We start from the raw sequence: 24,795 nt of genomic DNA, 5'->3' as shown, positions 1-24,795 counted from the left end.
TATAGCGACGATTTGCTCATTGGACGGATTGGTCTTGTGGGAGGACTCTGGGGTCGAGCGTCCCCGACGAGGAAGGCACACCCCATGAGCGGCAATGAATCGGCAAGGGCAGGAGAGGTTGTCGACGTCGTGCTGATCGGCGGCGGGATCATGTCGGCGACGCTCGGTGCGCTGATCGCCCGACTGCAGCCCGACTGGTCGATCGTCGTGCTCGAGCGTCTGGATGCGCTCGCGGGGGAGAGTTCGGGTCCGTGGAACAACGCCGGCACCGGGCATGCGGGCCTGTGCGAACTGAACTACATGCCCGACCCGGAGGATCCGGCCCGGGCAGAGGAGATCGGGCGCCAGTTCCACCTTTCCCGCCAGTTCTGGGCGTCGCTCGACGAGTCCGGTGACATCCCGACTGCATCGTCCTTCGTCAGCCCGACGCCGCACATGGACGTCGTGTTCGGAGATCGCGACGTGACCTACCTACGTCGCCGGTTCACCACCCTGCAAGGCTCGCCGCTGTTCTCCGCGATGCAGTACAGCGAGGACCCCGACGTGATTCGTGAGTGGGCACCCCTGCTGATGGAGGGGCGGGACCGGTCCCTGCCGGTGGCGGCGACACGCTACGAGGAGGCGACCGACGTCGACTTCGGCGCGCTGACCCGGGCGCTGATCGGGGTGGCCGCGGCCCGCGGCGCCGACGTTCGGGTGGGACACGAGGTGACCCTGCTCCGGCGTGGTCACGGCGGCCTGTGGCGAGTTGCGGGTCGGAACCGGCTTGGGGGAGAGCGCTTCTCGATCTCGGCGCGGTTCGTATTCGTCGGTGCCGGCGGCTGTGCGCTCAAACTTCTCCAGAAGGCGCGGATCCCGGAGGTTCGCGGCTACGCGGTGTTCCCGATCGGTGCACAGTTCCTGCGCACCTCGGCTCCCTCCGTGGTCGCGATGCACGACGCGAAGGTCTACGGCCAGGCCGCCGTCGGCGCCCCGCCGATGTCCGTGCCGCACCTCGACCGACGCGTCGTGGACGGCCGCCCGTCGCTGATGTTCGGCCCGTACGCGACCTTCAGCACCAGGCTGCTCAAACACGGCCGGCTCACCGATCTGTTCACCACGATCCGGCCCCGCAACATCGGGCCTCTGCTGGCGGTGGGTGTCCAGAACCTGCCGCTGGTCCGCTACCTGATGGGCGAGCTGCTGTCGTCGAGGAAGCGAAAGTTCGCTCAGCTGAGGCATTTCTACCCGGAGATGAACCCAGTCGACTGGGAGTTGGTGCAGGCAGGACAGCGCGCCCAGCTGATCAAACCCCACCCTCGGAAGGTCGGTGTCCTGACCTTCGGGACCGAACTCGTCACCGGCGCCGACGGATCCATCGCCGGTCTGCTCGGCGCGTCACCGGGCGCATCGATCGCGCCCGCGGTGATGGTGGAACTTCTCGCCACCTGCTTTCCTTCGCGCCTCGAGAAGTGGCGGCCCGAATTGCGTGCCCTCATGCCGGGGCTTCAGGGAGCGGCGTAGGCCCGCGCCGGTCAGTCGCGCTCCGTGCCGTCCGGGAACGTGACGTCGGTGAGGTCGGCGCCGTCGAGGACGGCGGTGCCGATGTCGGCCCCGGTCAGGTTGGCTTTGCCGAGGTAGGTCCCGATCAGTGTCGCGGCGGTCAGGTCGGCGTCGCCGAGGTAGGCGCCGGTCATGTAGGCCCCCGAGAGGTCGGCGCCGGTGAGATCGGCGTGCCCCAGATAGGTCGACGTCAGGTAGGCCATCGTCAGATCGGCGCCGCGCAGCGAGGCCCTCGTCAGGTATGCGCCGGTGAAATTGGCGTCGTGAGCCGTGACGCCCGCGAGGTCGGCTCTCGTCAGGTCTGCGCCGACGAATTCGGCGGAGGTCAGGTTCGCGCCCGACAGGTTCGCGCCGGAGAGGTCGGCTCCGGACAGGTCCGCGCCCGTGAGATCGGCGTCCGCCAAGTTCGCGCCCGCCAGATCGGAGCCGGCCAGGTCGGCATCGACGAGGGTCATATCTGCGGAAATACCGTTGGTGCGCAGAGAATTCCAAGCCCCGACGTCGGATCGGAGCAGGTCGAGGGCATGTGTCTGCGATGTCGATGTCATCGAGCCTCCGTGTAGGTGACGAAGAACCGCGGCGTCAGGTTGACGCCGTCAACGTAGCGTCGTCTTGTTGACGGCGTCAACCTCCTTCTATTGTCGGGAGGTGCTGGACAGAACCCGTGATACGCGCCGGGCCCTCATTGCTGCGGCCGGCGACCTGCTGGCGCGGGGCGGACCGGCGAACGTGACGCTGCGGGCGGTCGGTGCTGCGGCCGACGTCTCCCGGACCGCGCCCTATCGGCACTTCGAGGACAAGGACGACCTGCTCAGCACGGTGGTGGCCGAGAACCTGACGTTCCTCGAAGGGGAGATGCAGCGGGCCGTCGCGGACACGGAGTCCGGCGGCACCCCACTGTTCCGCGCGTGCGCCGCCTACGTCCGCGTCGCGTGGGAGTACCCGAACCACTACCGCCTCGCGTTCGGCGGTGATTACGCCTTCAGGCCGAGTCCGGTGCTGGCGGATGCCGCCGCCGACTTCAACCGGCACTTCAACGAACTGGTCGTCGAGGCGCAAGAGAACGGCGCCCTCATCGCCGACGACATCCGGGACGTCGGGCCGCTGCTCTGGGTTCTTCTGCACGGACTGGCGCTGTCCGATCATCTGGTGGCCGGCCGGACCTGTGAGTCCGGGAGTGCCTACGACGCCGACGACATGCATCGGGTTCTCGAGCTGGCCCTGCGAAACCTGGCCCCGCGCTGAGCGTCGGGGCGCGGCAGGGGTAGCCATCCCGACCCCTCGGGGGCCTATTTGCGCGGCGTCGGCCGGCGGACGCTGGATCTCGGAAATCGACTACGCGTCGAGAGAGGTCCCGCGACCGAAAGGAACCCGCCACATGCTCCGTATCCCCGGCACCACCATCCCCGACGTGCACGAACACGGGCCGCAGGAAGCCACCCTGCCCGCCGCAGACTCCGTCGGGAAGCCGGTCCGGCATCACTGGACCCTGGCCCGGATCGGGCTGTACCTGCTGCTCGCGTCCCTGCCGCTCCTCGCGATCTCCGCGCAGGTGTTCGGCGTCGTGTCGATGAACGCCACCGGCGCGCTGGTGATCATTCCGCTCGCCGCCGTCCTCGTCGTGCTGTGCGTCATCGCCCCGCACCCGATCGACCGCATCGTCGGCTACGGCCTCGGCTGGGGGATGTTCGCCTGTCTCGTCTACGACGTGTTCCGCCTCGACACCGTGTATCTGCTGGGCCTGTGGGACGACTTCATCCCGAAGATGGGCACCTGGCTGCACTCGGGGACCGACACCCAGACCGGCGCGATCGTCGGCTACCTGTGGCGCTACTTCGGTGACGGCGGCGGCATCGGCATCGCGTTCTTCCTCATCGCCCTCGCGCTCGGACTCCAGCACCGCTCCCGCCGCACCGTCCTGCTCGCGTTCGTCGCCGGCGCGGTGTTCCCCGTGTGGGCCGGACTCATCGGAACGGTGGCGCTGTCGCCACACGGTCAGCACGAGATGTTCCCGCTGACCCCGACGACGATCACGCTGTCGCTGATCGGACACCTGATCTTCGGGCTCGTGCTCGGTCTCGGTTTCCTGCGGGTGCGGGGACGCCTCGGGCAGCACTGGCCGTGGCCGCCGCTGCCCCAGGTGCTCGGCCGGTTCCACGGGAAACGGCGCGGGACCGACGCCTAGGAACACCACCGGTGCCGGTGTGGGACGCCCACACCGGCACCGATCACGTGCTGCCGTCGTTCCACCGCCCGGCAAGTCCGGCGACGAGCGCACCGTGTTCGGGAATCCGCTCGGGATCGAACCGATGCGAGGGTCCGACGAGGACGAGTGCGGCAATGGGAAGGCCGCCGCGATCGCACAGCGCGGCGCCCACGGCCTTCGTGCCGTCGACGACCTCGCCGTCGTTCATTCCCCAACCGCGTGCGCGTGTCGTCTCGATCAGTTCGTCCGTCAGCCCCGGATCGATTCGGCGCCAGGCCTCGAGTTGGGTGGCGGAAAGCCTGGGGGCCATGGCACGTAGCGCCGAACTCGACCGGGCCTGCATCTCCGAGCCGACGGTCACCGAGACCCGAAGGCTGTGCCGACTCTCGACGGCGGCCGCGATGATGAGTCGGTTGCCGTCGGGCACGACGAGCATCGCCGTCTCGTTGCTGCGATTCCGGGCGGCCTCCATCACTCCTCGTGCCCGCTGAACCAGCGACGTCGTCGCGCCCTCGCCCACCGTCGAGAGCACGTGCGTGGTCAGGAACCACTGCCCCGATTCGGTGCGGTCCAGCCAGCCGGACACGTGGAGGGTGACGGCGATTCGGTGCGTCGCGCTCTTGTCGATGCCGGTCGAGCGGGCGATGTCGCTGACCCCGATCGGCTGCCGCCGGGCGATCACCTCGAGCACGCGGCAGGCGTTCTTCACCGACTGGATTTCCTTGACCGTCGACACGCCGGCTCCTAGGCTCCCGAATGAGTAACACGACCGTGTTGCAAGGTAACACGACATCGGGGGTGTGCAGTGGGTAGCGACGAGCAGGGCACCAGGCTTCCGTGGGTCGAGGCGATCGCCGACTCGTTCCCCAAACATTCGTTCGACCCTTTCCACGGCCGTGACTTGCCCGCCCGTAATGCAGAAAACCGGGACCGGGTCGTCGCGGACCTCGACGGTGTTCCGGCGATCGCGTTCCGGCTGCCGAGCGGGAAGGCGTTCACGTGGATCTCCTCCGCCGACGGTGTTTCCGCCGTCCCGGGCGACGCGGATGCGGCCACCGTTGTCGAACTCGACGAGGACACGTTCTCGGCCTATCTGAACGAATTGCTCACCGCGAGTGGGTGCGTGCGCACCGAGCGGGCCGAGGTGATGCGCGGGACGCTGCAGGGGTGGAAGCGCTGGGAGCCGGCGACGCGCGCGCTGCTGAGCGGTCGCGCGGTGTATTCGAGCGCGGTCCGGGACACGCTCGTCGACCGTGACGGCGCGCCGCTCGATCTGCACCGCAGCTTTCCCGCGGACGGGAATCGTGACGAGATGCGCCATTTCCTCGACACGGCAGGATTCCTGCATGTCAAGAACGTGTACGACGCCGGCGAGATTGCGCTGTTGGGTGCAGAAGTCGAGTCGGCGCGCTCCCGGACGACACCGGGTGACCCGTTCTCCTGGTGGTCGGTCAATGCGTCCGGCGCCGAGGTGGTCACGCGGATCAACTATCTGGGTCGCTATTCCGAGGTGATCCAGCAGCACTGCTTCGAGCCGCGGATGACCGACCTCGCACGGCTCGTCGACGCCGACTTCCGGGTCTGCGACGACCGGCTCGACGGTCCGATGGTCTTCATCAAGTCTTCCGACATCGTCAAGGGCGACGGCGATCTCGGTTGGCATGTCGACGACGGCATAGGTGGGCACCCCGTGCTGTGCCCGCTCATCCAGGTCGGTGTCCAACTCGACCACGCGAACCCGGCCAACGGCCAACTGATGGTTCTTGCCGGCTCGCATCGATATGCCAAGCACTGGCCGAAGTGGGGCGAGGAGGGCGACGTGCCGCTGGTGCGGATCGAGACCGAACCAGGTGATGTGACAGTGCATTTCGGTGACGTCATGCACAGCACGCCGCCGCCGACGGGACCCGACGCCGGGCGGCGAGTGCTCTACTACAAGTTCTCGCAGCCCAAGACGTTCGACTGGGTGCCCGCGGGCAGCCACTACAACGACGCCCTGTTCCACGCGGACAGGACCGGCAAGGTCTCCGCGCGCGCCGCGACCTACTAGGACTCAGGTCAGGGGACGACCACCGTCGTCGAGACCGGGATGCTCGGGCGGTCGGTTCGCATCGTGAGCTGCACCCGCCCCGGGCCGGTGCCGACGTTCACGTACTCGGGCGAGGTACTGGTTTTGTGTGCGGGGATGAATCGGCTCACGCTGCCGCTCTGCCCGGTATCGAGGTTGTGCCAGTCGACTATTGCGGTCACGTCGCAGGCCAGGGTGGTCGACGCCCACTCTCCCAGCGGGGAGAAGCCCTGCGCGATCCGCAGTTCGACGGAGTGAACCGCGCCCGGAGCAGAGGAATATTCCCACAGAGGACCGTCGAACGCATTGCCGGAGGCGGTCAGCATGCCGACACACAGCCCGTTGCCCAGCGTCCACACCGGGGCCAGTCCGACGTCCGCCATGGCGCACGTTCGTGGTCCCACATTCGACGTCCCGAGCATGCACGGATCGGCGGCGCTGGCCACGCCCGGCGCCGCAACGAACATCGCAGCGCCCATGAGCCCGGCAGCTGCTACTGAAGCAATTCGATGTGAAGTTTTCATGATCAGAACATCGTGCGGTGTGCCGTGTTCATTACGGCGAGTAATTTCCTGAAAGTTGAAAATGCAACTGCCGGAGCGAGTGTGGGTCGTTGCGAGTATGCCTTCTCATGTCGAGATGGAGAGGGTGACCAGCACGCCGGTGTCTCGCGTCCACTCGCCGCGCTGAGGCGGAACCATGGGCGTCCAGCCCCGGCCGCCGGTCTTACCGGGCGGCCCGGCGGGGACCAGCCCCGATCGAAAGCCGACAGGTTCGTCGAGGTCGGTGAGGGTGTCGATTGGTGTGTGGTGCTGACCGGTGGGGTCGATGATGGCCGTGCTGGTGATGAGCCGGCAGCGGATGAGCGTCCCGTGGACAGGTGGGGGATCGCCGACCAGGGCCGGCCAGTCGGCTTCGAGGGTGCCACGCAGTGCGACCGGACCGCGAAGCAACTCGGGCGAGCGGAAGAACGCCGTGAAGTCGGCGCTGTGCAGGAACGTCGGATACGTCGGTGGCTGGAACGACCCGTCGGGGTCGGTCCAGCCCGGAGAGCGTCGGTTGTTCCTGGGCGGTTCGGCTTCGGCGCGGACGTCGTTGAGCATCGCCGGGTGGGTCGGTGCCGTGCGCTCACGGAAGGCCAGCGAGTACTCCGCGCTGTCGCCCGGTCGCGGGAACGCGCACATACCGTCGAGGATGTACTCCTCGGGCACGACGATCCTGAGATTGCCCACTCCTCGATGGTGAAGGCTTGCGGTCGGCCGGTGCAACGGCAAGGGGCAACCCGGCGCGAGGGAAGAAGGGATTCCCGTCGGGCACTCGGAATCAGCAGCCGTTGATTGTGAGCAGTTCCGCCGGCAGATCTGATCGCATCACGACTGAGTCCCCGCTCGACCTCCGCCGAGTCTCGATCGTGAAGAACACGCTCTCGATTCCTCAAGAGCGTCGATAGGTGAACGCAACGGGTGCTAATGGGGAGGCGGTGTTCCGCCCGTCGGTGCTGCGAGCGAAGCGAATTGCCATCGAACGGGGAGGGACCGAGCTTCCGCCAGCTTCAAGTTCCATGTCGATGCCGCTGAGTAGGAGGTTCTTTGGCGGGACTGCTCCAAGTCCTCTCGCGAACGAGGAAAGTGGACCGAGTCAGCCGAGCGATGATGGAGAGGATTCTTCGGGACTGATCCGTGAAATCAGAAGGGGGAGTCTCCAATTTAGTAACGATTCGGCTCTCGATGGGATCGAAGAACAAGAACCTGGGGTAGAGGAATTCGGGGCCGGCGTACCGCCTACCGTCACGCGGAACGGCGTCGACCGCTCCTGGCCGGTTGCAGCACACCGCTACGCCTGACAAAGGCTGCAGATTCTGTCCGGCTGCTTGATGTGTGTGCCGGTCTGCGAGCCGGCTGGTGGGAACCCCAACCGACTCGTACCTCTTCGTGAACTTCACTGGGATGGAAAAGGCCCCGATCGGGGGTCGAAAATAACCTCTGATCGGGGCCTTCGCGAAGAGAAGAGAAGGACGAGACAGAAGAGAGTCGCAGCGAACCCGTCCGTGTCGGAGCCTATTGGTAGCTTCGCGAAGGACTAACCGAACAAGGGGGCGCAATGGAATTGGATTCACTGAGGGAACCGGAGATCGTTCTCAATCTCTGGGCCTACACGGATGTCATGGACCCGGAGGGGCGCCCTCCGCTATCAGATGGGGTAAGTACGTCGGCCACCGAGGTCCCGATCATCGACTTCTTTGAGGGAGATTACGCCTTCCTGTCGAACTTCTACGAAGCTGGTGTGATCTACAACGGCCTCCGATTCTCGACCAGCGAGCACGCTTTCGCGGCAGCCAAGACCGACGATCTGGAGTCGATGTATCGGATCATGAATTCTCCAAATGCAGCTGACATCAATAAGGTTGGGTGTCGTGTCAAGTTGGTGGACGGCTGGGATCGGGTCAAGTATCGGAGGATGGAGGAGATCCTCTGGACCAAGTTCACTCACAACCATGAGCTGGGTGACATGCTCCTGGGAACGATGGGTTCTGTAATCATCGAAGGAAACATCTGGCACGATCAAGTGTGCGGCAGCTGCTCCTGTCCTAGGCATCGGAACATACTTGGCGACAATGCGCTGGGGACCATCCTGATGAACGTCAGGATGAAGCTGGCCCTTGAAGATCGGTGATCCACGATGGCATGGACTCCCGATCTCATCGTCGGCACCGACGCATCGATCCTCCACGATAAGGGCGCAGCTGGCTGGGCGTTCGCATCCTCCGACGGAGTGGTATACAGACGCCAGATAACGGACGCCCACGACAAGATCCTGGACAACGGGGTGCTGGAGCATATCGCCGTGATCGAGGCTCTCAAGGTTTACTCCCAGATGAGTGCGCTGATACTGACAGATCATCAGTCGATCCGACATGGACTGATGTACGCCAAGAGGGGGACCCACTTCTGGCGGAGCAACAACGACCAGATCAAGTGGATCGCCGAGGACCTGGTGGGCCAGCTGGACAGAAACGACCAGGCCGGACATCACTCCAAGGTGAGATGGATCAAGGGCCACAAGGCGAACTGGGCAGATCAGCTTGAGTTCTGTCTCAACACCGTGGCAGACAAGGTAGCCAAGGGCACCGCAGGGTTCGGTTACTACCGGGGCAGCGTGGAGGAGGAGGTCAGACACTTCTTTGGCAAGTGCGAGGTGCTCCGGGATCTCACCCCGTCTGTCATAACCCTGGAGCCGATATCAGCCTACGATCTCCTCGAAAGCTACGAACTCATAGTGGATTTCGATCACGCCTAGGAAGGCGCGCCGACGGAAGCTCTGCCTTGAACTCCTCGTGATCTTGCCGCTGATGCCGCAGGATGATCCCCGTATCTGCAGTGCAGAGAGCTTGTGGACGCAGACGGCGAGTTCGCCCCACATCGGTTGCGCTTTGCAGTGAATCTCTTCCACCGATGGTTCGTTGTCGAGTACGGCCAACATGATGAGCAGAAGGTGCGATTCGAGCGTGGGCTGTACGACATCGATTGCCCGGCAGGGGCCGACGATCTGATCAACGCGGTCAGGATCGGCGCCCGAGTCTGCAATGGCATAGAGATCGTCTGGACCGCAGATTCCCCCATGGATGCGGAACGGAACGCCGAGCACGTCAGGGACGACCTCGCTGAGTACCTCGCTGTTGCCGGATCCGGATCCGAGGGGAACTGAAGTCGGGACTCCAGGCAACCTCACTCGTCCACGGACCTAGATCTCGAGGTATGCGCGCGCCTTCCGCTAGAAGAAGATGTGCCAGTAATACTTCCCGTTGTTGCCCTCGATGCAACCAGCTGGAACATGACCAAACCTGCCGCGTTGGTCCGGACCAGAGCAAGGCTGGCCCTCGTACACCTCCGGGATGTAGGGCGTCGGTTGTGGCGTGATGACCGAGATCGAAGTCGTGGGCAACGTTGTCGTCGGCGCGGGAACGGCGGAGGTCGTCACCGGCTGGTATGACGGTGCAACCTGGGCCGGCTCCGGCGACGACTGCAAGGGCGTCACGACGGACTCAACGATGGGGGTTGTCGCCGGTGTGCTTGCTTCCTCAGTCCGGTCGTAGTCGCGCCATGAATCCGTCTGCACTTCGGGGCGACCGGGCGACATTACGGCCGTGGTTACGTGTGGCGACACCGACGTGACCTCCGCCGGAGGAACTCGATCGGGCAGCGCCTGCTCGGCGCTGCAAGCAGTCAGCAGAAGAGCGGCCAACACCATTGGTGGCGCCATGACACGTAGTCGCAAGCTTCTCCCCCCCCCTGTTGCACTGCCGGCCAGATCTGAGCATGTCGATCGATCTCCCATGAGTGGACTGCCACTGGGATTTCCATCGCTCTCGCCGCGCAGTCATTACACCCCCGCGTCGTTACGGCCGAATGAGTCACGCTCGGAAGACGTCTAGCGCGGCATCTGGATGTCCAACCCAACGAAGGAGCTCAATAGGGCTCGTCGGCGCGACGTCATGCGAACGTGCTGGCGCGGAGTGGGTTCAAAGAGATTGTCATCGAGATAGGTCATCCCGACTTCAGGTGGCACGATCTGCGTGCAACAGCCGTTGTCGGCTGGATCGGGCTGGAGCTTCGTTGTCCGGCCGTTGGTGAGCCGCGAAGTCGGTCAGATCCATCGCTCGTACTGGTCTACAGGCATCAATCTCGGGAAGAGTTCACGCCGCAGATCCCTGATGAGAGATGCGTAGTCGGAGTCGTCGGTCTTCGCTGCGATGTCCAGGCACTCGAAGGCGGCGTTCATTGAATCTTGTTTGACCGCTGTGGAGATGGCGTACATGGCTAGTAGGGCAGCGGGTACGTTGGCGTTCCTGACGTCGCCGCCGGTGACGGTCACGTCGATAGCCGGGTCGTCTTCGAACGCCTTGTACAGCGCCAAGGACTGGTGCTCGCCGAAAGGGCGCGGTAGTGGTTCACCCCGGTCCAGGGCTGTCAGAGCGGGCCGGATCCACTCGATCTCTGCGAGACCTGCCGTCGTATATGCGCGACGGGCGGCCCAAGCCGCGATGCGACGCAGTTTCGGTGGCCTAGCTCGGGTGATTGCATCTGCCAGTGGACGGTCGAGACCAGCAATGCCCATCGCGTGGAAGTTGGAGCGGAGTTTCTCGGACGGTGGCCGTCCGCCCCACCGGATCGCTTCGTCTTTCGCCCACTGCGCCATCTGGTCATATCCGTATTTCAGATACAGGGTGGCGTCGCCGGCCGGATCTGGATCCCACCAGTTGCGTTTGGGATGGGTGACGATGCTCTGGTCCCATGCGGCGTCGGTCTTGATCAGTCGCAGCATCTCTTGCGGCCGCGTCGTTTTCCAGATCTGGACAACGTATTGCTCCGTCGGCTCGGTGACGGTCTGTCCGGCATGGGTGTCACGTCCGCGACCGAACACCCGGAATCGATGCAGGCCTCGTTTGATCGGCAGCTTCTGGAAATCCGGGACCTTCTCGCCGTCCAAGGTGAGCACGTATGCCGGTTTGGTGAGGTTGACTGTGGCTTCCTCGATGACGCCCCATGCTCCGGTGTCGTCGACTGTTGCCGGTTCGTCGTCGAGGACGTCGACGGTCAGCATGACCGGTCCGTAGGCGATGCCGGTCATGACGGTGGCGAAGTTGGGGCCGACTTCGATGACGCTGCCGGTTTCCTCCGGCAGGTACGTCTCCCCGGTGGGCGAGCCCAGCACGAATTGGTAGTGGTCCGCGACAACCGTTCCGAGTTGAGACACGACGAAAACGTATCGCAGGTCTCCATGGCCATAGCCCCCGTAAGGTCCGTGTCCTCGTTTCAGGATCGCGGAGACCACCGCGAAGTGCGCGGACTCGCTGCGGGAGATCTGCAGGAGCCGAGCTGAGTGGAGTCAGAGAGAGAAGAGAGATCGTCGAGACGAGAGAGCGTCCTGGATGGAGCCGATGACGGGAATCGAACCCGCGTATTCAGCTTGGGAAGCTGATGTTCTACCATTGAACTACATCGGCGAGCAGGGCTTTTGCCGATATCCGAAGATCCGGAGCCTGCAAGCGGCAACTGTAGCAGAAGGCCAATCGCAGGTGTTCGACCCTTCGAATCCGCGTCGGTCGAGGGTCGGAAATGCGAGGTCCGCGCCGGTCACACTCGCCGTCCCGGTAGCCTCGTGCTGTGCTGCTCTCTGATCGTGACATCCGCGCCGAGGTTTCATCCGGACGACTCGGGATCGACCCGTTCGTTCCCGAGATGGTGCAGCCCTCGAGTGTGGACGTGCGACTCGACAGCCTGTTCCGCGTCTTCGACAATACGAAGTACACCCACATCGACCCGGCGCTGCAGCAGGACGAGCTGACCTCGCTCGTCGAACCGGTCGCAGGGGAGCCGTTCGTGCTCCACCCCGGCGAGTTCGTCCTCGGCTCGACGCTCGAGGTGTGCACGCTTCCCGACGACCTGGCCGGCCGCCTCGAAGGCAAGTCGAGCCTCGGTCGACTGGGCCTGCTCACGCATTCCACCGCCGGGTTCATCGACCCCGGGTTCAGTGGGCACATCACGCTCGAGCTGTCCAATGTCGCCAATCTCCCGATCACGTTGTGGCCCGGGATGAAGATCGGTCAGCTCTGCCTGCTGCGGCTCACGAGTGCAGCCGAGAATCCTTACGGCAGTTCCGCCGTCGGATCCAAGTACCAGGGGCAGCGTGGTCCCACCCCGTCGCGCGCGTACCTGAACTTCCCCACGCATCCCGGCCGCCGCACCAACTGAGCATGCCGGCGGGCATCGCGGTGCGAGCTCCATTGGCATAGTTGAAGTTTCAGGCATCGCTTGCATGAGGCGATTGGTCGAGTCGCGCCGCCGGTCGAGCGACCAAGTCGGTGCCTGTGTTTTCCGTCACATTGACAGGTGTCCAGTAGTGGTGTCGGCCTGCTGCGATTTGGTGGTTCTGTGCATCGATTCAGACGGACTCTGCCCTAGTCGAAGGTCCCTGCAGGTGTGCGCTCGCCAGTTCGAGTGGTGCGTTCTCGGTATCGGGTGGCGGGGGATCAGGCACCGAGTGCGGATGGTCTCCGCAGGTCGGTCTGGTTACCCGGTAGTAGTACTGCCGTACCTGTTTTCTTAAAGGGTCAGTCTCCCCGTTAATTTCGGGTGGGACCTTGTGCTCTGACCGAGGTTCTTTGTGGACGTTCGTCCAACCAGCGTCGTCACCGAACCGGACGAACGCCCAACTTTCGGACCTGGTTCGTTCGACTTTTGGCGGGCACCGGGGCGTGTTAGAACGTTTGCGTACAGCGGACGGTGCAAAGCGATTTCTCGCATCTGAAGCACATCTGTTTCGGGGATGAATTCACTGCCTTCCCAGTCTTGCTCGGGGTCTGGTGATGGAGACGTCCACCGGTGTCGTCGCCTTCGGGCGCCGGGCCGGGGGGACTGGAGCGGGTGGGACGGGTTGGCAGTTCGACTTCGGTCGGGCGCCGGCTCGAGTTCGACAACGTATCGACCCGTCGGGGGTCATTTCGTGTGAATGGTCGATGGAGGTGAAGGCGTGACGGCTTCGCGTTACCTGGAAACAGGGACCGGGCTGGAGGCGGGGGACGAGTCGTCCTCTCAGCTTCGCTTGGTGGATGAGGTTTCTCCCCAACATAATTCGCGGAGTAAGTGGGAGCACTGCTACGTCAGTCGGCTGCGAATCATCGATACGGTGATCGTCGGTGCCGCAGTGGCTGCTGCGCAGGTCGTCCGATTCGGTACCGAGACGCAGTCCGTCGCGACGAGCACCATCTCCGGTTTCAGCTACACCATGATGTCGGTCGCGCTGGCCGGACTGTGGATCGCAATGCTGGTGATCCACCGCACGCGGTCGACCCGGGTCATCGGCGCCGGCGCCGAGGAGTACCGGCGGATCGGTGTCGCAGCCTTCCAGTTGTTCGGGCTCATCGCCATGATCAGCCTGTTGTTCCGCATCGACATCGCGCGCGGCTACCTGGCGATCGCGTTCCCGGTAGGACTGGTCGGCCTCATGCTGGGGCGTTGGTCGATGCGCAAGGTCGTCACCTACAAGCGTCGCCAGGGTGACTGCCACACATCGGTGCTCGTCGTGGGTAACCGCGAGTCGGTCCTGACGATGACGCGCAACTTCGAGCGCGACTCGGCCTCCGGCTACCGCGTCGTCGGCGTCTGCGTGCCGGGTTACGGGCGCCGCGAGGATGAGCACGTCGTCGTCGACGGTCGCGCGATTCCGGTACTGGGCAACGAGTACTCCGTGGTGGACGCGCTGCGGACGTGCGGTGCCGACACCGTCGTCGTGACGGCCACCGAGCAGTTGGGGCACGACGGAATCCGTGGTCTCGTCTGGGATCTCGAGCCCCTCAACGTCGACCTCGTCGTCGCGCCGGGCGTCGTCGACGTCGCCGGCCCGCGCCTCGTGATGCGCCCCGTCGCAGGGTTCCCGCTGATCCACGTCGAGAAGCCGCGCTACCACGGCGCGAAGCGCTTCGGTAAGACCGCCTTCGACATGTGCTTCGCACTCGCTGCACTGATCGCGATCTCTCCGGTGATGTTGATCGCCGCGATCGCGGTCAAGGCGACGAGCAAGGGCCCGGTCCTCTACAAGTCCGAGCGCATGGGTATCAACGGCAACCCGTTCCCGATGCTGAAGTTCCGCACGATGGTCGACGGTGCCGACAAGCAGGTCGCCGCCCTACTCGGTCAGAACGAAGGTGCGGGCGTCCTGTTCAAGATGAAGGACGACCCCCGCATCACCCCGGTCGGAAAGTTCCTGCGCAAGTACAGCCTCGACGAGCTGCCGCAGTTCGTGAACGTGCTGCGCCGCGAGATGAGCGTCGTCGGCCCGCGGCCGCCGCTGCGCCGTGAGGTCGAGGCCTACGACGGCACCGTCCGCCGGCGGATGCTCGTCAAGCCCGGACTCACCGGGCTGTGGCAGGTCAGTGGTCGCAGCGATCTCTCCTGGGATGAGACTGTGCGACTGGATCTTTCGTACGTCGAGAACTGGTCGATGATGCAGGACGTCCTGATCGTCGGCAAGACCGTCCGCGCTGTTACGGCGGGTAGCGGAGCGTACTGACGATTCGGTCCTTGGCGTGGCTGAATTCGGGATTGATGGTCAGTTCGACGCTCGAGAGGGTCAGAGATGAGTACGGTTCACAGCTGGCCTGAAGGTATTGCCGGGGGTCGGAGGCTGCTGGTTGCAGCCTCCACCGGTGGTCACCTTGATGAGATGGTCAGGCTCAGTGACAGTTTGGCGATGAATGTTGATTCGGTGTGGGTCACGTTCGACACACCGCAGAGCAGATCGCTCCTGGCGGGGAAGAACGTCGTCTACATCGACTATGTGAGCCCGCGCGATGTTCGTGCGGCGCTAGCCGGGGCGCGGGCCATGCGTGCACACCTGAAGCGAGATGCGGATTTCGATGCCGCGATCAGTACCGGTTCGGGCATCGCGCTCAGTGTGCTGCCCGTGACAAGGCTCCACGGCATCGATTCGCTCTATGTCGAGAGTGCCTGCCGGTTCGACGGGCCATCCATGACTGGCAAGATTCTCAGTCGGGTACCTGGTGTCTCGTGCCTCTCGCCGGGGCAGATCTGGTCGAAGCAGTGGGGTCCAGGTCCGTCCGTGTTCGGTCGCTTCGAAGTGCAAGCGGCGAAGTCTTCACAGAGTCCACGGATCCTCGTCAGTCTCGGCACGATTCGGCCCTATCGGTTCGACGCTCTCGTCGACTCGGTCGGTGCGACGGGGCTGGCGGACGACAACACCGTCTGGCAGCTCGGAGCAACCGATCGCGCCGATCTGGACGGCATGGCTGTCGCGGAACTCTCCACCGTGGACTTCGATCAGGCAATCGACGAGTGCGATGTCGTGATCACGCACGCGGGAATCGGAAACGTTCTCCGAATTCTCGACAAGGGGAAGGTGCCCGTAGTCGTTCCGAGGCGGCGTGCACGCGGTGAGCATGTCGACGACCATCAGCTCGAACTGTGTAAGACATTGACACAGTCGGGAATCGGGGTCGTTTGTGAACCAGAGGATCTAACCGCCGAAACAATTCTCTCGGCGGGCGCTCGGAAAGTGGTGAGGGTGGCATGAACGGTCGAACTGTCTTCGTAAGCTGGATTAAGTTTCACGGCAGAAGCGCTGAACTCGCTACTCGTTTGAACGCCGAGACGGTGTTCATGGAGTCGAAGTGGCCCAGGGCGCTCGCTCCCTTGCGTTATGTCGACCTGGCGATACGGACGGCTCGCATCGTGCGGCAGACAAGGTGGAAGGCCGTCGTCGTGATGCTGCCGCCCGCTCCACTGTTGTTCGTCGCCAAACTGTTCAAACGCAAGGGAACCGTGCTCGTTGCCGATATGCACACCGGCGTCTTCTCGGACCCGAAGTGGATGTGGGCTTTGAAGCCTTCGCTGCGTGTTCTGAGATCCGACTATGCGATCGTGACGAACAACCAGTTGGTCGACGTCTGCGCCGAGCATGGTGTTCGGGCGTTCGCACTCCACGATGTGGTGTCCGACAAGGCGTCCGATGTCGAGTCCGCGGCCCCTGAGAAGACTGTGCTGTGCCCACTTGCATACGCGTCCGACGAGCCGGTGGCAGAGATTCTCGATGCGGCCCGGGCGCTGCCGGACACTACGTTCCTTCTCACCGGTAGGGCCCCGGACAGTTGGCGTGAGGCTGCGCCGGCAAACGTCTCGTTCACCGGTTACCTCTCGAATGAGGACTACGACGAGACGATGCGGCGTGCGAGCGTTGTGCTCGCTCTCACTACCCGCGACCACACGATGCAACGCGCCGGCTACGAAGCCCTGATGTGGGGCGTGCCCGTGGTGACATCGGATTTCGCCTTGCTCCGCGACTACTTCGGCAACGCCGCTCTGTACTCGGATTGCTCGGCCGGTGACATTCGCGACAAGGTACTGCAGGCCTTCGAGCAGAACGCTCAGCTTCGTGAGAACTCGGCGCGTGTACTCGAAGAGCGCATCTTCGAGCAGGACCGTCAGATCGACAACGTTCGCCGCGTCATCACCCAGCCGGCAGGGGCCCAGTGAATCCCCGGGCATGGTTGGCAGGCCGGCCGACGCTCCGTCGTGGGCGTGATCAGGTAATGCTTGCGGCGTCGTACTGGGTTGACTGGCGACGCTTCCGCACGCATTCCGGTATGGCCGATCGAGGAGCCCGTGGGCTGCGCGCCGAGATCGTGATGGACGCACACAGGCTCGAGAAGGGGTTGGCCCTGCCACGGCCGCGTGAGTGGTTCGGACGCGACGTGATCGGACGATTGCTCGACAACACCGAGAGGGTCTGCGCCCGCGCGCCCTTGGACGAGGTGGACCAATACGTTGTGACCGCCGCGGTGGGTGCCCTCGACGCCTACTTCGGTTCGAACGATTCGACAGGCGGCGCGGCCCCGGACTGGGTGAGTGAGGCACGGGATCGGGCGGCAAAGCTCGCGGCCAACAACCCGGCCCGTGTCGATGCGCAGCTCGGAGGCGTCGAACCGATCGGGCCGAGTGCGGCTGAGGCGAGCGGTGTGACCGCCGAGTCGTTTGCCAAGTTCGTCCGTTCCCGACACAGTGTGCGCAATTTCGCGCTCGACGTCCCCAGCCGTTCGGTCATCGAGGACGCGGTTGCGTTGGCCGCAACGTCGCCCTCGGTGTGCAATCGGCAGGGGTCCCGCGTGCGAATCTTCGAACGTGGACCGCAAGCCGATGCTGTTCTTGCACATCAGAACGGCAATAAAGGTTTCGGTCATACCGCGAGCCATGTATTGGTCGTTTCCCAGGATATCGAGGCCTTCGTGGCACCTGGTGAGCGAAGTCAGGCATTCGTCGACGGCGGCATGTTCGCGATGTCCCTGATGTACGCGTTGCATGCGGCTGGTCTGGGCACGTGTGCGCTGAACTGGAGCAGGACCGCCGCAGACGACAGGCGACTGCGGGCGGAACTGTCCCTGCCTCCCAACGAAGTCGTGGTCACCCTGATGGTCGTCGGTGCACCGGCAGGAGAGATTCTGGTGACGCGATCGCCTTCCCGTCCGGTAGTGATCTCGTGACCGGACAGAGGTTCTGAGGTGGCATTGGCGAGCGCCGTCCACGAACACGCCGTCGCGTCCGGCGATCCGGCGGAAGCTGGTCCGCCGGTCAAGCAGAGTCTGGGTCGAGTGGAGACCTGGCTTGTGGCCATTGCGATGGCGGCGGTGCCGACGTCGGCCGGATCGGCTCGCGGACTTGTCGTGCCGGGGCTGCGCCTTTCGGAAGTCCTGACAGTCGCACTAGGCGTGTGGTGCCTGATCCGGCTCGGCCCGAGGCTGAGAACATCAGGCCCCGCTTTCGGTGCAGTGTTCGCTTTCGTCGGAGTCAGTTTCGTAGTCGGTCTGACGAGCGCGGTCCACCGTTCGGATCTGCCGTTGTCGTTGCTCGTCCAGGATGCTATCGGCGTCGCCCAGTACCTGATCCTCTTCGTGATCGCGTTCAACTTCGCGAACTTCGCCCTCGTGGCGGAGAGGTTCGTCCAGGTCCTGATCTGGTGCGGCGGCGTGATGGGCACGATTGCTGTTCTCCAGCTGGCAGGGTTCCAGCCCAGCCGGGACCTCGGCACCTTCGTCACCGGAAACGTTCACATCGCTGATCCTCTGTTGTGGAAGGCGCCGCGAAGCTTCGGCCTCTTCTTCGCCTGGCATGCGCTGGGGGGCTATCTGGCGCTGGTGCTGATCCTCGGCATTGCAGTGATGGCCGGAGGACTCGGCATCGTCCGTGCGAGCAAATGGATGTGGCTTCCGATCGGAGCAACCCTCGCCGGGCTCCTGACCACCCTGACCTTTGCGCCGATCGCGGTGGGGCTCGGTGGCGCGGCCGTCGTGGCGCTCCTCCGCGGCAAGCTGACCTACCTGTTCGTTGCCACAGTGGTCTCACTGATCGTCTTCTTCGAGACTCCCGTAGGACAGGAGCTGAACTCGCGAGTCATCGCGCAGAGCGCGAACAGCGGTGGGGAGCTTCCGCAGACGATTGCGTATCGCCTCAACGTCTGGCAACGAGACTTTCTGCCGATCATCGGGGAGCACTTCTGGACCGGTTACGGTCCGACATCGGAGGCGGACGCGGTCTTCGCGTACCCCGAGTCGATGTACATCGCTGTCCTCCTGCGCGGAGGTGTACTGCTGCTTCTCGCGCTGATCGTTCTGTTGATCGTCGCTGTGGTCGTCGCCTACCGGGGTGCCGGCGCATCGACCCCGGAATGGCGTTCGGCGGGTGCTGTAGCGACCGCCGTTGTCGCAGCGACGCCGTTCCTGGTACTTGCCATGGTGATTCATCCCTACCTCAACGACGCGGGAGTTTCACAGCTGTTCTTCCTCTTCGTGGGAGTGGCGGCGGCTGCCGCGGCGAGTCGTCGGCGGTCACGCGATGGCTGACCTGCAGGCGACGCCGACATCCAAGTTGCGGAAGATCGCCAGGCTCGGCTCGTCGGTCGCGGCCCAGACAATCGCCAGTCTCGCGTCGCTGCTCCTTGCGGTGGTGGTTGCGAGGTCGTTGGACCAGACGATGCTCGGGGTGTTCTCGCTGATCACGGCGACCACGGTCATCATGCTCGGCGTGGTGCGGGCATTGTCCACCGAGTTGATCGTCTTCCGCGACGCCACCGCCGAGGATGCCTACGGCACAGGGCAATACGACGGATGTACCAGTGCCAACCTCTTGCTGGGTTGCGCTGGGGGAGTTCTCGTGGCCGCGAGCGGATTCGTGTTCACGGATTTCTCGGCCGCGTTGCTCGTTGCGGGCGCGATCGTACCGATGACGACGCTGCAGGACCACTGCCGATTCATTCTGATTCACGAGCGACGCTCGACCGCGGCGCTCGTGACCGATGTCGTGTTCTTCGCAGCTCAGGCGATCGGACTGGTCGTTGCTGCCGGCTCACTGGATCTTGCGCACTACCTCGTGCCCTGGCTCGCAGCCGCGACGATTTCTGCCCTGCTCGGGTTGTGGTTGTGTCCCGTACGAGTTCGTATTCGCGACGGGGTTCGGTGGGTGCGTGTGACCTGGCCGGGTGGACGCGCGTACCTCGCCGACTTCGTGACCACCAACGGCGTCAGCCAGTCCGCGATGTACATCGTTTCGGCGTTCGGAGGGGCCGCCGCAGCAGGTGCACTCCGGGGTGCGCAGATTCTGCTTGCGCCACTCCAGCTCATCTTGCGGGGCGGGCTGGTGGCACTGGGTTCCGAAGCTTCACTGCTTGCTCGGAAGGGGCGCCACCGTGCGCTCTTCGTGCTGGCGTGTGGATACTCCGCTGCGGGTGCTGTCGGCTCGGCGGTCGTCGTGGCGACGATGTACCTGGCGCCTGATCGCCTCGTGGTCGGACTGCTCGGTGAGACGTCGGATGCGGCGATGGCCGTGCTGCCGTTCGCCGGTGCCGCCTCCGCGGGCCTCTGCATCGCGATGGGTGCCGGCCTTGCGCTCCGTTCCGTCGGTCTCATCCGCAAAGTCGTGCGGGTGAAAGTGATCTTCGCACCGCTCTCGCTGGTTCTCGTGATTCTGGGTAGCTGGTCGGCGGGTGCTGCAGGCTCCCAGGCAGCGCTCGCCGCGGCGGAAGCTGGTCGGGCTGTGGGTAGTTGGCGGGAGTTCGCACTCTGGAACAAAGGACGGAAATGACTTCGGGGACGACGGAGAATATGCGCGCAGCCATGCGGCGGTCAGCGCGCGGGACTGTGGTGCGACTGCGTGACTCGCGGCTCTGGTACCGGATCCTGTGGGATCACGACCGTATGGTCGCGCGGGTGATTCGTCTCCTGGACCGGGATGAAACGAACTCCAGCGACACGACGGTGGTGATCGGTGCAACCGGCCACGGGAACATCGGCGACCAGGCGATGCTGGAAGCGGTCCTCGACAACACGCCTGGCGAGATCGTCGTGATCCTCGACTCCCATAGCGCTGCGGAGATTCCCGAACGGAACCGGTCCAGGACGACCGTCCTGGCGCTGCCGAATCTCATCGACGGGCAACCATGGACCCGTACCCGCGACGTCGTCCGCTTCGTGCGCTTGATCCGCCGTTGTCGGCGTCTGCGGGTCATCGGTGCGGACCTCATGGACGGTTTGTACAACCCGACCGGATCGATCGCCCGTAGCAGTTGTCTACGAACAGGATCGGACTTCGGCGTGGAGGGCCGCGTCCTCGGCTTCAGTTGGTCCGACGCGGCGCATTCGTCGGCCCGGCGAGCTCTCGCCGATGCGGGACCGATGGTGACGTGCATGGCGCGAGAGCCTCTCAGCGCGGAGAGACTGCGCGCCAGTGGGATTCCGAACGTGGAGTCCGTCGCCGACACAGTGTTCACGCTCGATGGAACGAGCCCCTACGCGCCGTTCGACGAGTGGTTCGACGGCGTCGCGAACGGCCGCCGGATCGCGCTGGTCAACATGAGCGCGCTGATCGGTAGCCGAATCGACCAGACCGCCGAGTACCGCTCGATCCTGTCCGAACTGGACCGTCTCGGCTACGCCGTCGCGCTCGTACCGCACGTGATGCGTGAGTCGGGTGACGACAGCCACGAGATCGCGAAACTGTCGGCTGTCGACCTCCCGGCGGGCACTCTCGTCGTCACCGAGTTGCTGTCCCCGTTGCAGATTCGGCATATCGCCGGCCACGCGGACCTGGTGATCACGGGTCGGATGCACCTGGCGATCATGAGTATTGCCCGAGGCGCACTGCCCATCACTCTCGGTACCCAGGGCAAGGTCGAAGGCTTGTACCGGCTGTTCCGCGTCGGCAATCTCGAGATCGAGCCCAGCACAGGGTTCGGTGCGAGGGTGGTCGAGACGATCGCCGGGATCGACGCTCGTCTCGAGTCGCTTCGTGAGCTCCTGGACGAAGACCTGCCGACCGTGCGTGCCTTGGCCGACCGCAACTTCGGTGCGGATTCGGTTGGCGACGCTGGGAACCGGATCGTGTGCGCGGCCCCGGGCGAAGAAAAGGTTGTCGGATGACGCAGACCCTCCCCAAGGGGGCAACCCGCGTCGGTTGGGTGGACGTTGCCAAAGGCGCGGCGATCACCCTCGTAGTACTCCATCACAGCATCCTCTTCCTCGAGGCTGTCGGATTTCCGATGGGGCCCATCACTCAGGCGAACAACGTGCTGGTGACAATTCGAATGCCGCTGTTCTTCCTGGCGTCGGGCTTGTTCGCGTGGAGCCCCGTCTCGGGGACCTGGCGAGGGCTGTGGTCCCGCAAGATTTCTCTGCTGCTGTGGGTCTACGTCGTGTGGTCCGTGATCCGATTCCTGTTCTTTTCCGTCGTTCCCTGGCCACTCCCGGAGAACGACGCGGGAACGTGGTCACGCCTGGCATCGATCTTCGTGCTGCCCTCCGGTGGGTTGTGGTTCGTGTACGCCTTGGCGATCTTCTTCGTCATTGCGCGGGCGACCCGAACGATCTCGCCGTGGATCCTGCTGTCCGTCAGTGGTGTGCTGTCCGCTCTGGTCGGGGCGGGACTTCTCACCACAGGTGTCTACGAGTGGGACAACATGGGGATGTACCTCGTGTTCTTCCTGGCCGGCTGCCATCTACGGTCGTCCATCGTCGACCTCGTAGGACGGTTCACCCTCCCGCGTTGCGCCACGATAGTGGTCGTCTTCGTCGTCGCCTCCGTGGTTTCGTACGTCTGGGACCTCCAGGATGTCCCGGGCGTGCGTCTCGCGGTGAGCGTGATAGGCGTTACCGGAGCTCTGGTTGTCGCTCGCTATGTCTCGGGATCGCGAGCGGGCGACCTGCTGAAGTACCTCGGCCGAAACACCCTGCCGATCTACCTCGTCCACTACCTGTTCATCGCCGCAGTCGCGACCGCGCTTCCGGAGTTCGGCGGCGGATCGATCGTGATCTCGGGCGTTCTGACACTTTCCGTCACCGCCTGCGCCATCGCAGTTTCCCTTGCGGTGTATCGCGTGACGAAGGGTGTTCCGGGACTGTACGACGCTCCTGCGTGGCTGAGCGGCCGTTGATCTCGGCCTCGACTTCCGCCCGCCCTGCACGCGTTACGTGCAGGGCAGGCGGCGCCGTCGTATCTGGGCTAGTCGCAGCGCGGCACATCCGCCGTGACCGTGGCCGGTGCCACGAGGGGCTGGAGCGGAGTGCTCGCGGTACCCGCCGCGGTCGGTTCGTTCAGCTCGAAGGTGACCGTTCGGGTGGCACCACGTGGTACCTCGACATCCACGGTGTAGACAGGGTGCCCCAGCTCGCTCCCGGTCAGTGCGAAGAGCGGCGTCTGCTCGGTACTCGCCTTGATCAACTTCGCTCCCCGAGTTGCGTACAACGACAGAAGCATTCGAGCAGTACCGGGCTGTGCGTTCGAGCTGTTGTCCACCATGCCGGCAACGTAGTCGGGCAATGTCGTTTCCGGTGTTTCGTTTCCGAGGGTCACGGTCACTGTCGACCTGCGCGTATCGGCTTCGCAGGTGCCGGCCGAATACACGATGTCGCGGGTGAGGTAGTAGTCCAGCTTGTTACCCGCCGCGTTGTTCACGACGACGTTGGCGTAGGGCGCCGCGTCGTCCGGCACGGTGTATCCCAGGGGTGTCGTGGCAATGATCTCCTGCTCGTCCGGATGCGCGCTCCAGACTGCGATTCGACGCTCGGAAACTGCTTTGCCGAGCGCCTCGAGCAGGCCGCTCGGATTCTTGACATCGCTGGTCATCTTGGCGACCACGCGTGCGGCCAGTTCCTGCAGGTATGCCTTGCGGGCGTTGTTGTCGTCCGCGAAGCGAACGTAGGCGGTCGACTCGGTGAGCTCGACGACGTTGTCGCCTGTCACGACCTCGCCGTCGGACATCTTGACCGGTCCGATCACGTCGAGGATGTATCCGAGGGCAACGGGGTCGGTGGCGATTGCACCGTCCACGACGGTACCGCTCTCCTGCTCCCAGATCGACTGCCAGATGCGGCCCGCATACGGAAAGTGCGGGCTCAGGTTGCTGTTTCGCCAGTCCGTTGTGGCACGGTGGCGGCCGTAGAGGCGTTCGAAGTCGGGGCCGAGGTCGATCGGTCGCTGTTTCAGCGAGATCTCCTTGTTCGCGGCCATCTCGTCGACCCGTACCGTACCGTCACTCGCGGCGAGGACGGCGAAGCCGCCGATCAGTCCACCCGTACCACGGGCCTCGGCGTTGGTTTGGAACGCCATGAAGTAGCGTCGATCGCCGTCCTGGCCGAGCATGCCGGGCAGCAGCTGTGCGGCCGTTCGGGTGTTTGCGAGCATGGCGGCGAGATCGTGAGCCTGTCGCTGCAGCTCGATTCGAGCATCCTCCACTGCCCCGATGATGTCGGACTTCTCGATGGTATCGGTGTGATCGGCGAGGAGGGTTGCGGCAGCCGCAGCTCGCTCGAGTGCCGGACCGGCGGCAGTCAGCTGCGGCAGATCCACCCGGCCACCCGGATCCAGCAGTTCCCGGGGCGCGAGCGCCGAGCCCGCATCCATCGTCGGCGGGAGTACATTACTGGTGAGATCGGATGCAGCACTCGCGATCTGGTCGACACTGGTGAAGGTGGAGCCCAGGAACGGAATGCCCTCGGCAACCGACCACATGAGCGAGCCTGTGGTGTCCGCAGCGTCGGCCGCGTGCTGATCCGCACGCTCGGCAGCCGTGCGGGCGCCTTCTGTATCGCCCTTGAGCAAAGCGGTTTTCGCGATCATGATCTGGTCGCGAGCGGCCGTGAGTTCGGATTGCGTGTGGAACGCGATGTATGCCATCCAGCTGCCGTAGGCGACTATTGCGGTGGCTGTGACGCCGAGTCCGATGAGTATCGGACGTCGATGGCGGGAAGTGAAGCGGGGCAACGTGATGGACTCCTGTCGAACGTGTCGCCGAAGCGGGTCAGTGGGAAATCGACTCGAGGCGTCGCTGATACGAGATATCGAGAACACGCTAACCACACCGGGGGCTGGTCGACAACTCTTGGACGCCACCGAGACTGTGTGTCCGCCGGTCTCGGCGAGGG

Annotated in this window: 23 protein-coding genes and 1 tRNA gene; 16 read left to right on the top strand and 8 right to left on the bottom strand. The window is 64.4% G+C overall.

Features of this window, described 5'->3' with window-relative positions; genetic code table 11:
• Positions 1 to 84 precede the first annotated feature (84 nt).
• On the top strand, positions 85 to 1,503 hold the full coding sequence (mqo, locus tag LCL87_RS05045; protein ID WP_225017312.1) for a malate dehydrogenase (quinone): 1,419 nt from the start codon (positions 85 to 87) through the stop codon (positions 1,501 to 1,503).
• A gap of 11 nt (positions 1,504 to 1,514) precedes the next feature.
• On the opposite strand, the gene LCL87_RS05040 is transcribed toward mqo, so the two are convergent.
• A complete protein-coding gene (locus tag LCL87_RS05040) occupies positions 1,515 to 2,090 on the bottom strand; it encodes a pentapeptide repeat-containing protein (RefSeq protein ID WP_225017311.1) in 576 nt (191 codons plus the stop codon).
• Positions 2,091 to 2,190: 100 nt separating this feature from the next.
• On the opposite strand from LCL87_RS05040, the gene LCL87_RS05035 reads away from it, so the two are divergent.
• The gene (locus tag LCL87_RS05035; RefSeq protein ID WP_225017310.1) at positions 2,191 to 2,787 is read left to right on the top strand and encodes a TetR/AcrR family transcriptional regulator; all 597 of its coding nucleotides are present in this window, start codon (positions 2,191 to 2,193) and stop codon (positions 2,785 to 2,787) included.
• A 133-nt stretch (positions 2,788 to 2,920) separates the two neighbouring features.
• A complete protein-coding gene (locus LCL87_RS05030) occupies positions 2,921 to 3,727 on the top strand; it encodes a hypothetical protein (RefSeq protein ID WP_225017309.1) in 807 nt (268 codons plus the stop codon).
• Positions 3,728 to 3,770: 43 nt separating this feature from the next.
• Here LCL87_RS05030 and LCL87_RS05025 read toward each other — a convergent pair whose 3' ends face one another.
• A complete protein-coding gene (locus LCL87_RS05025; RefSeq protein WP_225017308.1) occupies positions 3,771 to 4,484 on the bottom strand; it encodes an IclR family transcriptional regulator in 714 nt (237 codons plus the stop codon).
• Positions 4,485 to 4,553: 69 nt separating this feature from the next.
• Between LCL87_RS05025 and LCL87_RS25750 the strand changes: the two genes are divergently transcribed.
• The gene (locus tag LCL87_RS25750) at positions 4,554 to 5,798 is read left to right on the top strand and encodes a phytanoyl-CoA dioxygenase family protein (RefSeq protein WP_225017307.1); all 1,245 of its coding nucleotides are present in this window, start codon (positions 4,554 to 4,556) and stop codon (positions 5,796 to 5,798) included.
• An 8-nt stretch (positions 5,799 to 5,806) separates the two neighbouring features.
• Here LCL87_RS25750 and LCL87_RS05015 read toward each other — a convergent pair whose 3' ends face one another.
• Both LCL87_RS05015 and LCL87_RS05010 read right to left on the bottom strand, forming a co-directional pair.
• On the bottom strand, positions 5,807 to 6,295 hold the full coding sequence (locus LCL87_RS05015; RefSeq protein ID WP_225017306.1) for a hypothetical protein: 489 nt from the start codon (positions 6,293 to 6,295) through the stop codon (positions 5,807 to 5,809).
• A 150-nt stretch (positions 6,296 to 6,445) separates the two neighbouring features.
• Entirely contained in the window at positions 6,446 to 7,048 is a 603-nt protein-coding gene (locus LCL87_RS05010; protein ID WP_225017305.1) for a hypothetical protein, read from the bottom strand.
• A gap of 868 nt (positions 7,049 to 7,916) precedes the next feature.
• On the opposite strand from LCL87_RS05010, the gene LCL87_RS05005 reads away from it, so the two are divergent.
• Together LCL87_RS05005 and LCL87_RS05000 are read left to right on the top strand one after the other, a co-directional pair.
• Entirely contained in the window at positions 7,917 to 8,489 is a 573-nt protein-coding gene (locus tag LCL87_RS05005) for an NADAR family protein (RefSeq protein ID WP_225017304.1), read from the top strand.
• Positions 8,490 to 8,495: 6 nt separating this feature from the next.
• Positions 8,496 to 9,113 (top strand): RNase H family protein, encoded by a 618-nt coding sequence (locus LCL87_RS05000; protein WP_225017303.1) that lies wholly within the window; start codon positions 8,496 to 8,498, stop codon positions 9,111 to 9,113.
• Here LCL87_RS05000 and LCL87_RS04995 read toward each other — a convergent pair.
• Positions 9,057 to 9,461, bottom strand: a complete 405-nt coding sequence (locus LCL87_RS04995; RefSeq protein ID WP_225017302.1) for a hypothetical protein — start codon at positions 9,459 to 9,461, stop codon at positions 9,057 to 9,059. The two genes, LCL87_RS05000 and LCL87_RS04995, sit on opposite strands and share 57 nt — an antisense overlap.
• 271 nt (positions 9,462 to 9,732) lie before the next feature.
• Here LCL87_RS04995 and LCL87_RS04990 point away from each other — a divergent pair, with 271 nt between their 5' ends.
• A complete protein-coding gene (locus tag LCL87_RS04990) occupies positions 9,733 to 9,909 on the top strand; it encodes a hypothetical protein (protein ID WP_225017301.1) in 177 nt (58 codons plus the stop codon).
• Positions 9,910 to 10,460: 551 nt separating this feature from the next.
• Here the strand turns inward: LCL87_RS04990 and LCL87_RS04985 are convergent.
• Together LCL87_RS04985 and LCL87_RS04980 are read right to left on the bottom strand one after the other, a co-directional pair.
• Positions 10,461 to 11,570, bottom strand: a complete 1,110-nt coding sequence (locus LCL87_RS04985; protein WP_225017300.1) for a transposase — start codon at positions 11,568 to 11,570, stop codon at positions 10,461 to 10,463.
• A 176-nt stretch (positions 11,571 to 11,746) separates the two neighbouring features.
• Positions 11,747 to 11,820: transfer RNA gene (locus tag LCL87_RS04980), tRNA-Gly, on the bottom strand.
• Between the two features lie 160 nt (positions 11,821 to 11,980).
• Between LCL87_RS04980 and dcd the strand changes: the two genes are divergently transcribed.
• The 9 genes from dcd (at position 11,981) to LCL87_RS04935 (ending at position 22,805) form a co-directional block, all read left to right on the top strand.
• Entirely contained in the window at positions 11,981 to 12,568 is a 588-nt protein-coding gene (gene dcd, locus LCL87_RS04975; protein WP_225017299.1) for a dCTP deaminase, read from the top strand.
• Between the two features lie 757 nt (positions 12,569 to 13,325).
• Positions 13,326 to 14,885 (top strand): sugar transferase, encoded by a 1,560-nt coding sequence (locus LCL87_RS04970; RefSeq protein ID WP_225017298.1) that lies wholly within the window; start codon positions 13,326 to 13,328, stop codon positions 14,883 to 14,885.
• A gap of 66 nt (positions 14,886 to 14,951) precedes the next feature.
• Entirely contained in the window at positions 14,952 to 15,905 is a 954-nt protein-coding gene (locus LCL87_RS04965; protein WP_225017297.1) for a glycosyltransferase, read from the top strand.
• Positions 15,902 to 16,864, top strand: coding sequence for a glycosyltransferase (locus tag LCL87_RS04960; RefSeq protein WP_225017295.1), 963 nt, complete (start codon positions 15,902 to 15,904; stop codon positions 16,862 to 16,864). The genes LCL87_RS04965 and LCL87_RS04960 overlap by 4 nt, the downstream gene beginning before the upstream one ends.
• Before the next feature lie 110 nt (positions 16,865 to 16,974).
• A complete protein-coding gene (locus LCL87_RS04955; RefSeq protein ID WP_225017293.1) occupies positions 16,975 to 17,868 on the top strand; it encodes a nitroreductase family protein in 894 nt (297 codons plus the stop codon).
• Between the two features lie 18 nt (positions 17,869 to 17,886).
• On the top strand, positions 17,887 to 19,224 hold the full coding sequence (locus LCL87_RS04950) for a hypothetical protein (RefSeq protein WP_225017291.1): 1,338 nt from the start codon (positions 17,887 to 17,889) through the stop codon (positions 19,222 to 19,224).
• Positions 19,217 to 20,461, top strand: a complete 1,245-nt coding sequence (locus LCL87_RS04945) for an MATE family efflux transporter (RefSeq protein ID WP_225017289.1) — start codon at positions 19,217 to 19,219, stop codon at positions 20,459 to 20,461. Before LCL87_RS04950 ends, LCL87_RS04945 begins: the two co-directional genes overlap by 8 nt.
• 125 nt (positions 20,462 to 20,586) lie before the next feature.
• Entirely contained in the window at positions 20,587 to 21,795 is a 1,209-nt protein-coding gene (locus LCL87_RS25745) for a polysaccharide pyruvyl transferase family protein (RefSeq protein WP_225017287.1), read from the top strand.
• Positions 21,792 to 22,805 (top strand): acyltransferase family protein, encoded by a 1,014-nt coding sequence (locus tag LCL87_RS04935; RefSeq protein ID WP_225017285.1) that lies wholly within the window; start codon positions 21,792 to 21,794, stop codon positions 22,803 to 22,805. The genes LCL87_RS25745 and LCL87_RS04935 overlap by 4 nt, the downstream gene beginning before the upstream one ends.
• A gap of 68 nt (positions 22,806 to 22,873) precedes the next feature.
• Here the strand turns inward: LCL87_RS04935 and LCL87_RS04930 are convergent, their stop codons facing one another.
• Positions 22,874 to 24,547 carry a DUF4012 domain-containing protein gene (locus LCL87_RS04930; protein ID WP_225017283.1) on the bottom strand — a complete coding sequence of 558 codons (1,674 nt, stop codon included), beginning with the start codon at positions 24,545 to 24,547 and terminating at the stop codon, positions 22,874 to 22,876.
• Positions 24,548 to 24,795: the final 248 nt, after the last annotated feature.

It is taken from the genome of Prescottella equi, from assembly GCF_020171745.1.
Lineage (GTDB): Bacteria > Actinomycetota > Actinomycetes > Mycobacteriales > Mycobacteriaceae > Prescottella > Prescottella equi_A.
The sequence above is the reverse complement of the archived record's forward strand: the minus strand, read 5'-3'. Positions and strand labels throughout refer to the sequence as shown.

Bases quoted from the DNA above. Each gene is read 5' to 3' on its own strand.
- mqo (WP_225017312.1), top strand. From the start codon at position 85: ATGAGCGGCAATGAATCGGCAAGGGCAGGAGAGGTTGTCGACGTCGTG.
- LCL87_RS05040 (WP_225017311.1), bottom strand. From the start codon at position 2,090: ATGACATCGACATCGCAGACACATGCCCTCGACCTGCTCCGATCCGAC.
- LCL87_RS05030 (WP_225017309.1), top strand. From the start codon at position 2,921: ATGCTCCGTATCCCCGGCACCACCATCCCCGACGTGCACGAACACGGG.
- LCL87_RS05015 (WP_225017306.1), bottom strand. From the start codon at position 6,295: ATGGGCGCTGCGATGTTCGTTGCGGCGCCGGGCGTGGCCAGCGCCGCC.
- LCL87_RS05005 (WP_225017304.1), top strand. From the start codon at position 7,917: ATGGAATTGGATTCACTGAGGGAACCGGAGATCGTTCTCAATCTCTGG.
- LCL87_RS05000 (WP_225017303.1), top strand. From the start codon at position 8,496: ATGGCATGGACTCCCGATCTCATCGTCGGCACCGACGCATCGATCCTC.
- LCL87_RS04990 (WP_225017301.1), top strand. From the start codon at position 9,733: ATGACCGAGATCGAAGTCGTGGGCAACGTTGTCGTCGGCGCGGGAACG.
- LCL87_RS04970 (WP_225017298.1), top strand. From the start codon at position 13,326: ATGGTCGATGGAGGTGAAGGCGTGACGGCTTCGCGTTACCTGGAAACA.
- LCL87_RS04965 (WP_225017297.1), top strand. From the start codon at position 14,952: ATGAGTACGGTTCACAGCTGGCCTGAAGGTATTGCCGGGGGTCGGAGG.
- LCL87_RS04960 (WP_225017295.1), top strand. From the start codon at position 15,902: ATGAACGGTCGAACTGTCTTCGTAAGCTGGATTAAGTTTCACGGCAGA.
- LCL87_RS04955 (WP_225017293.1), top strand. From the start codon at position 16,975: ATGGCCGATCGAGGAGCCCGTGGGCTGCGCGCCGAGATCGTGATGGAC.
- LCL87_RS04945 (WP_225017289.1), top strand. From the start codon at position 19,217: ATGGCTGACCTGCAGGCGACGCCGACATCCAAGTTGCGGAAGATCGCC.
- LCL87_RS04935 (WP_225017285.1), top strand. From the start codon at position 21,792: ATGACGCAGACCCTCCCCAAGGGGGCAACCCGCGTCGGTTGGGTGGAC.
- LCL87_RS04930 (WP_225017283.1), bottom strand. From the start codon at position 24,547: ATGGCATACATCGCGTTCCACACGCAATCCGAACTCACGGCCGCTCGC.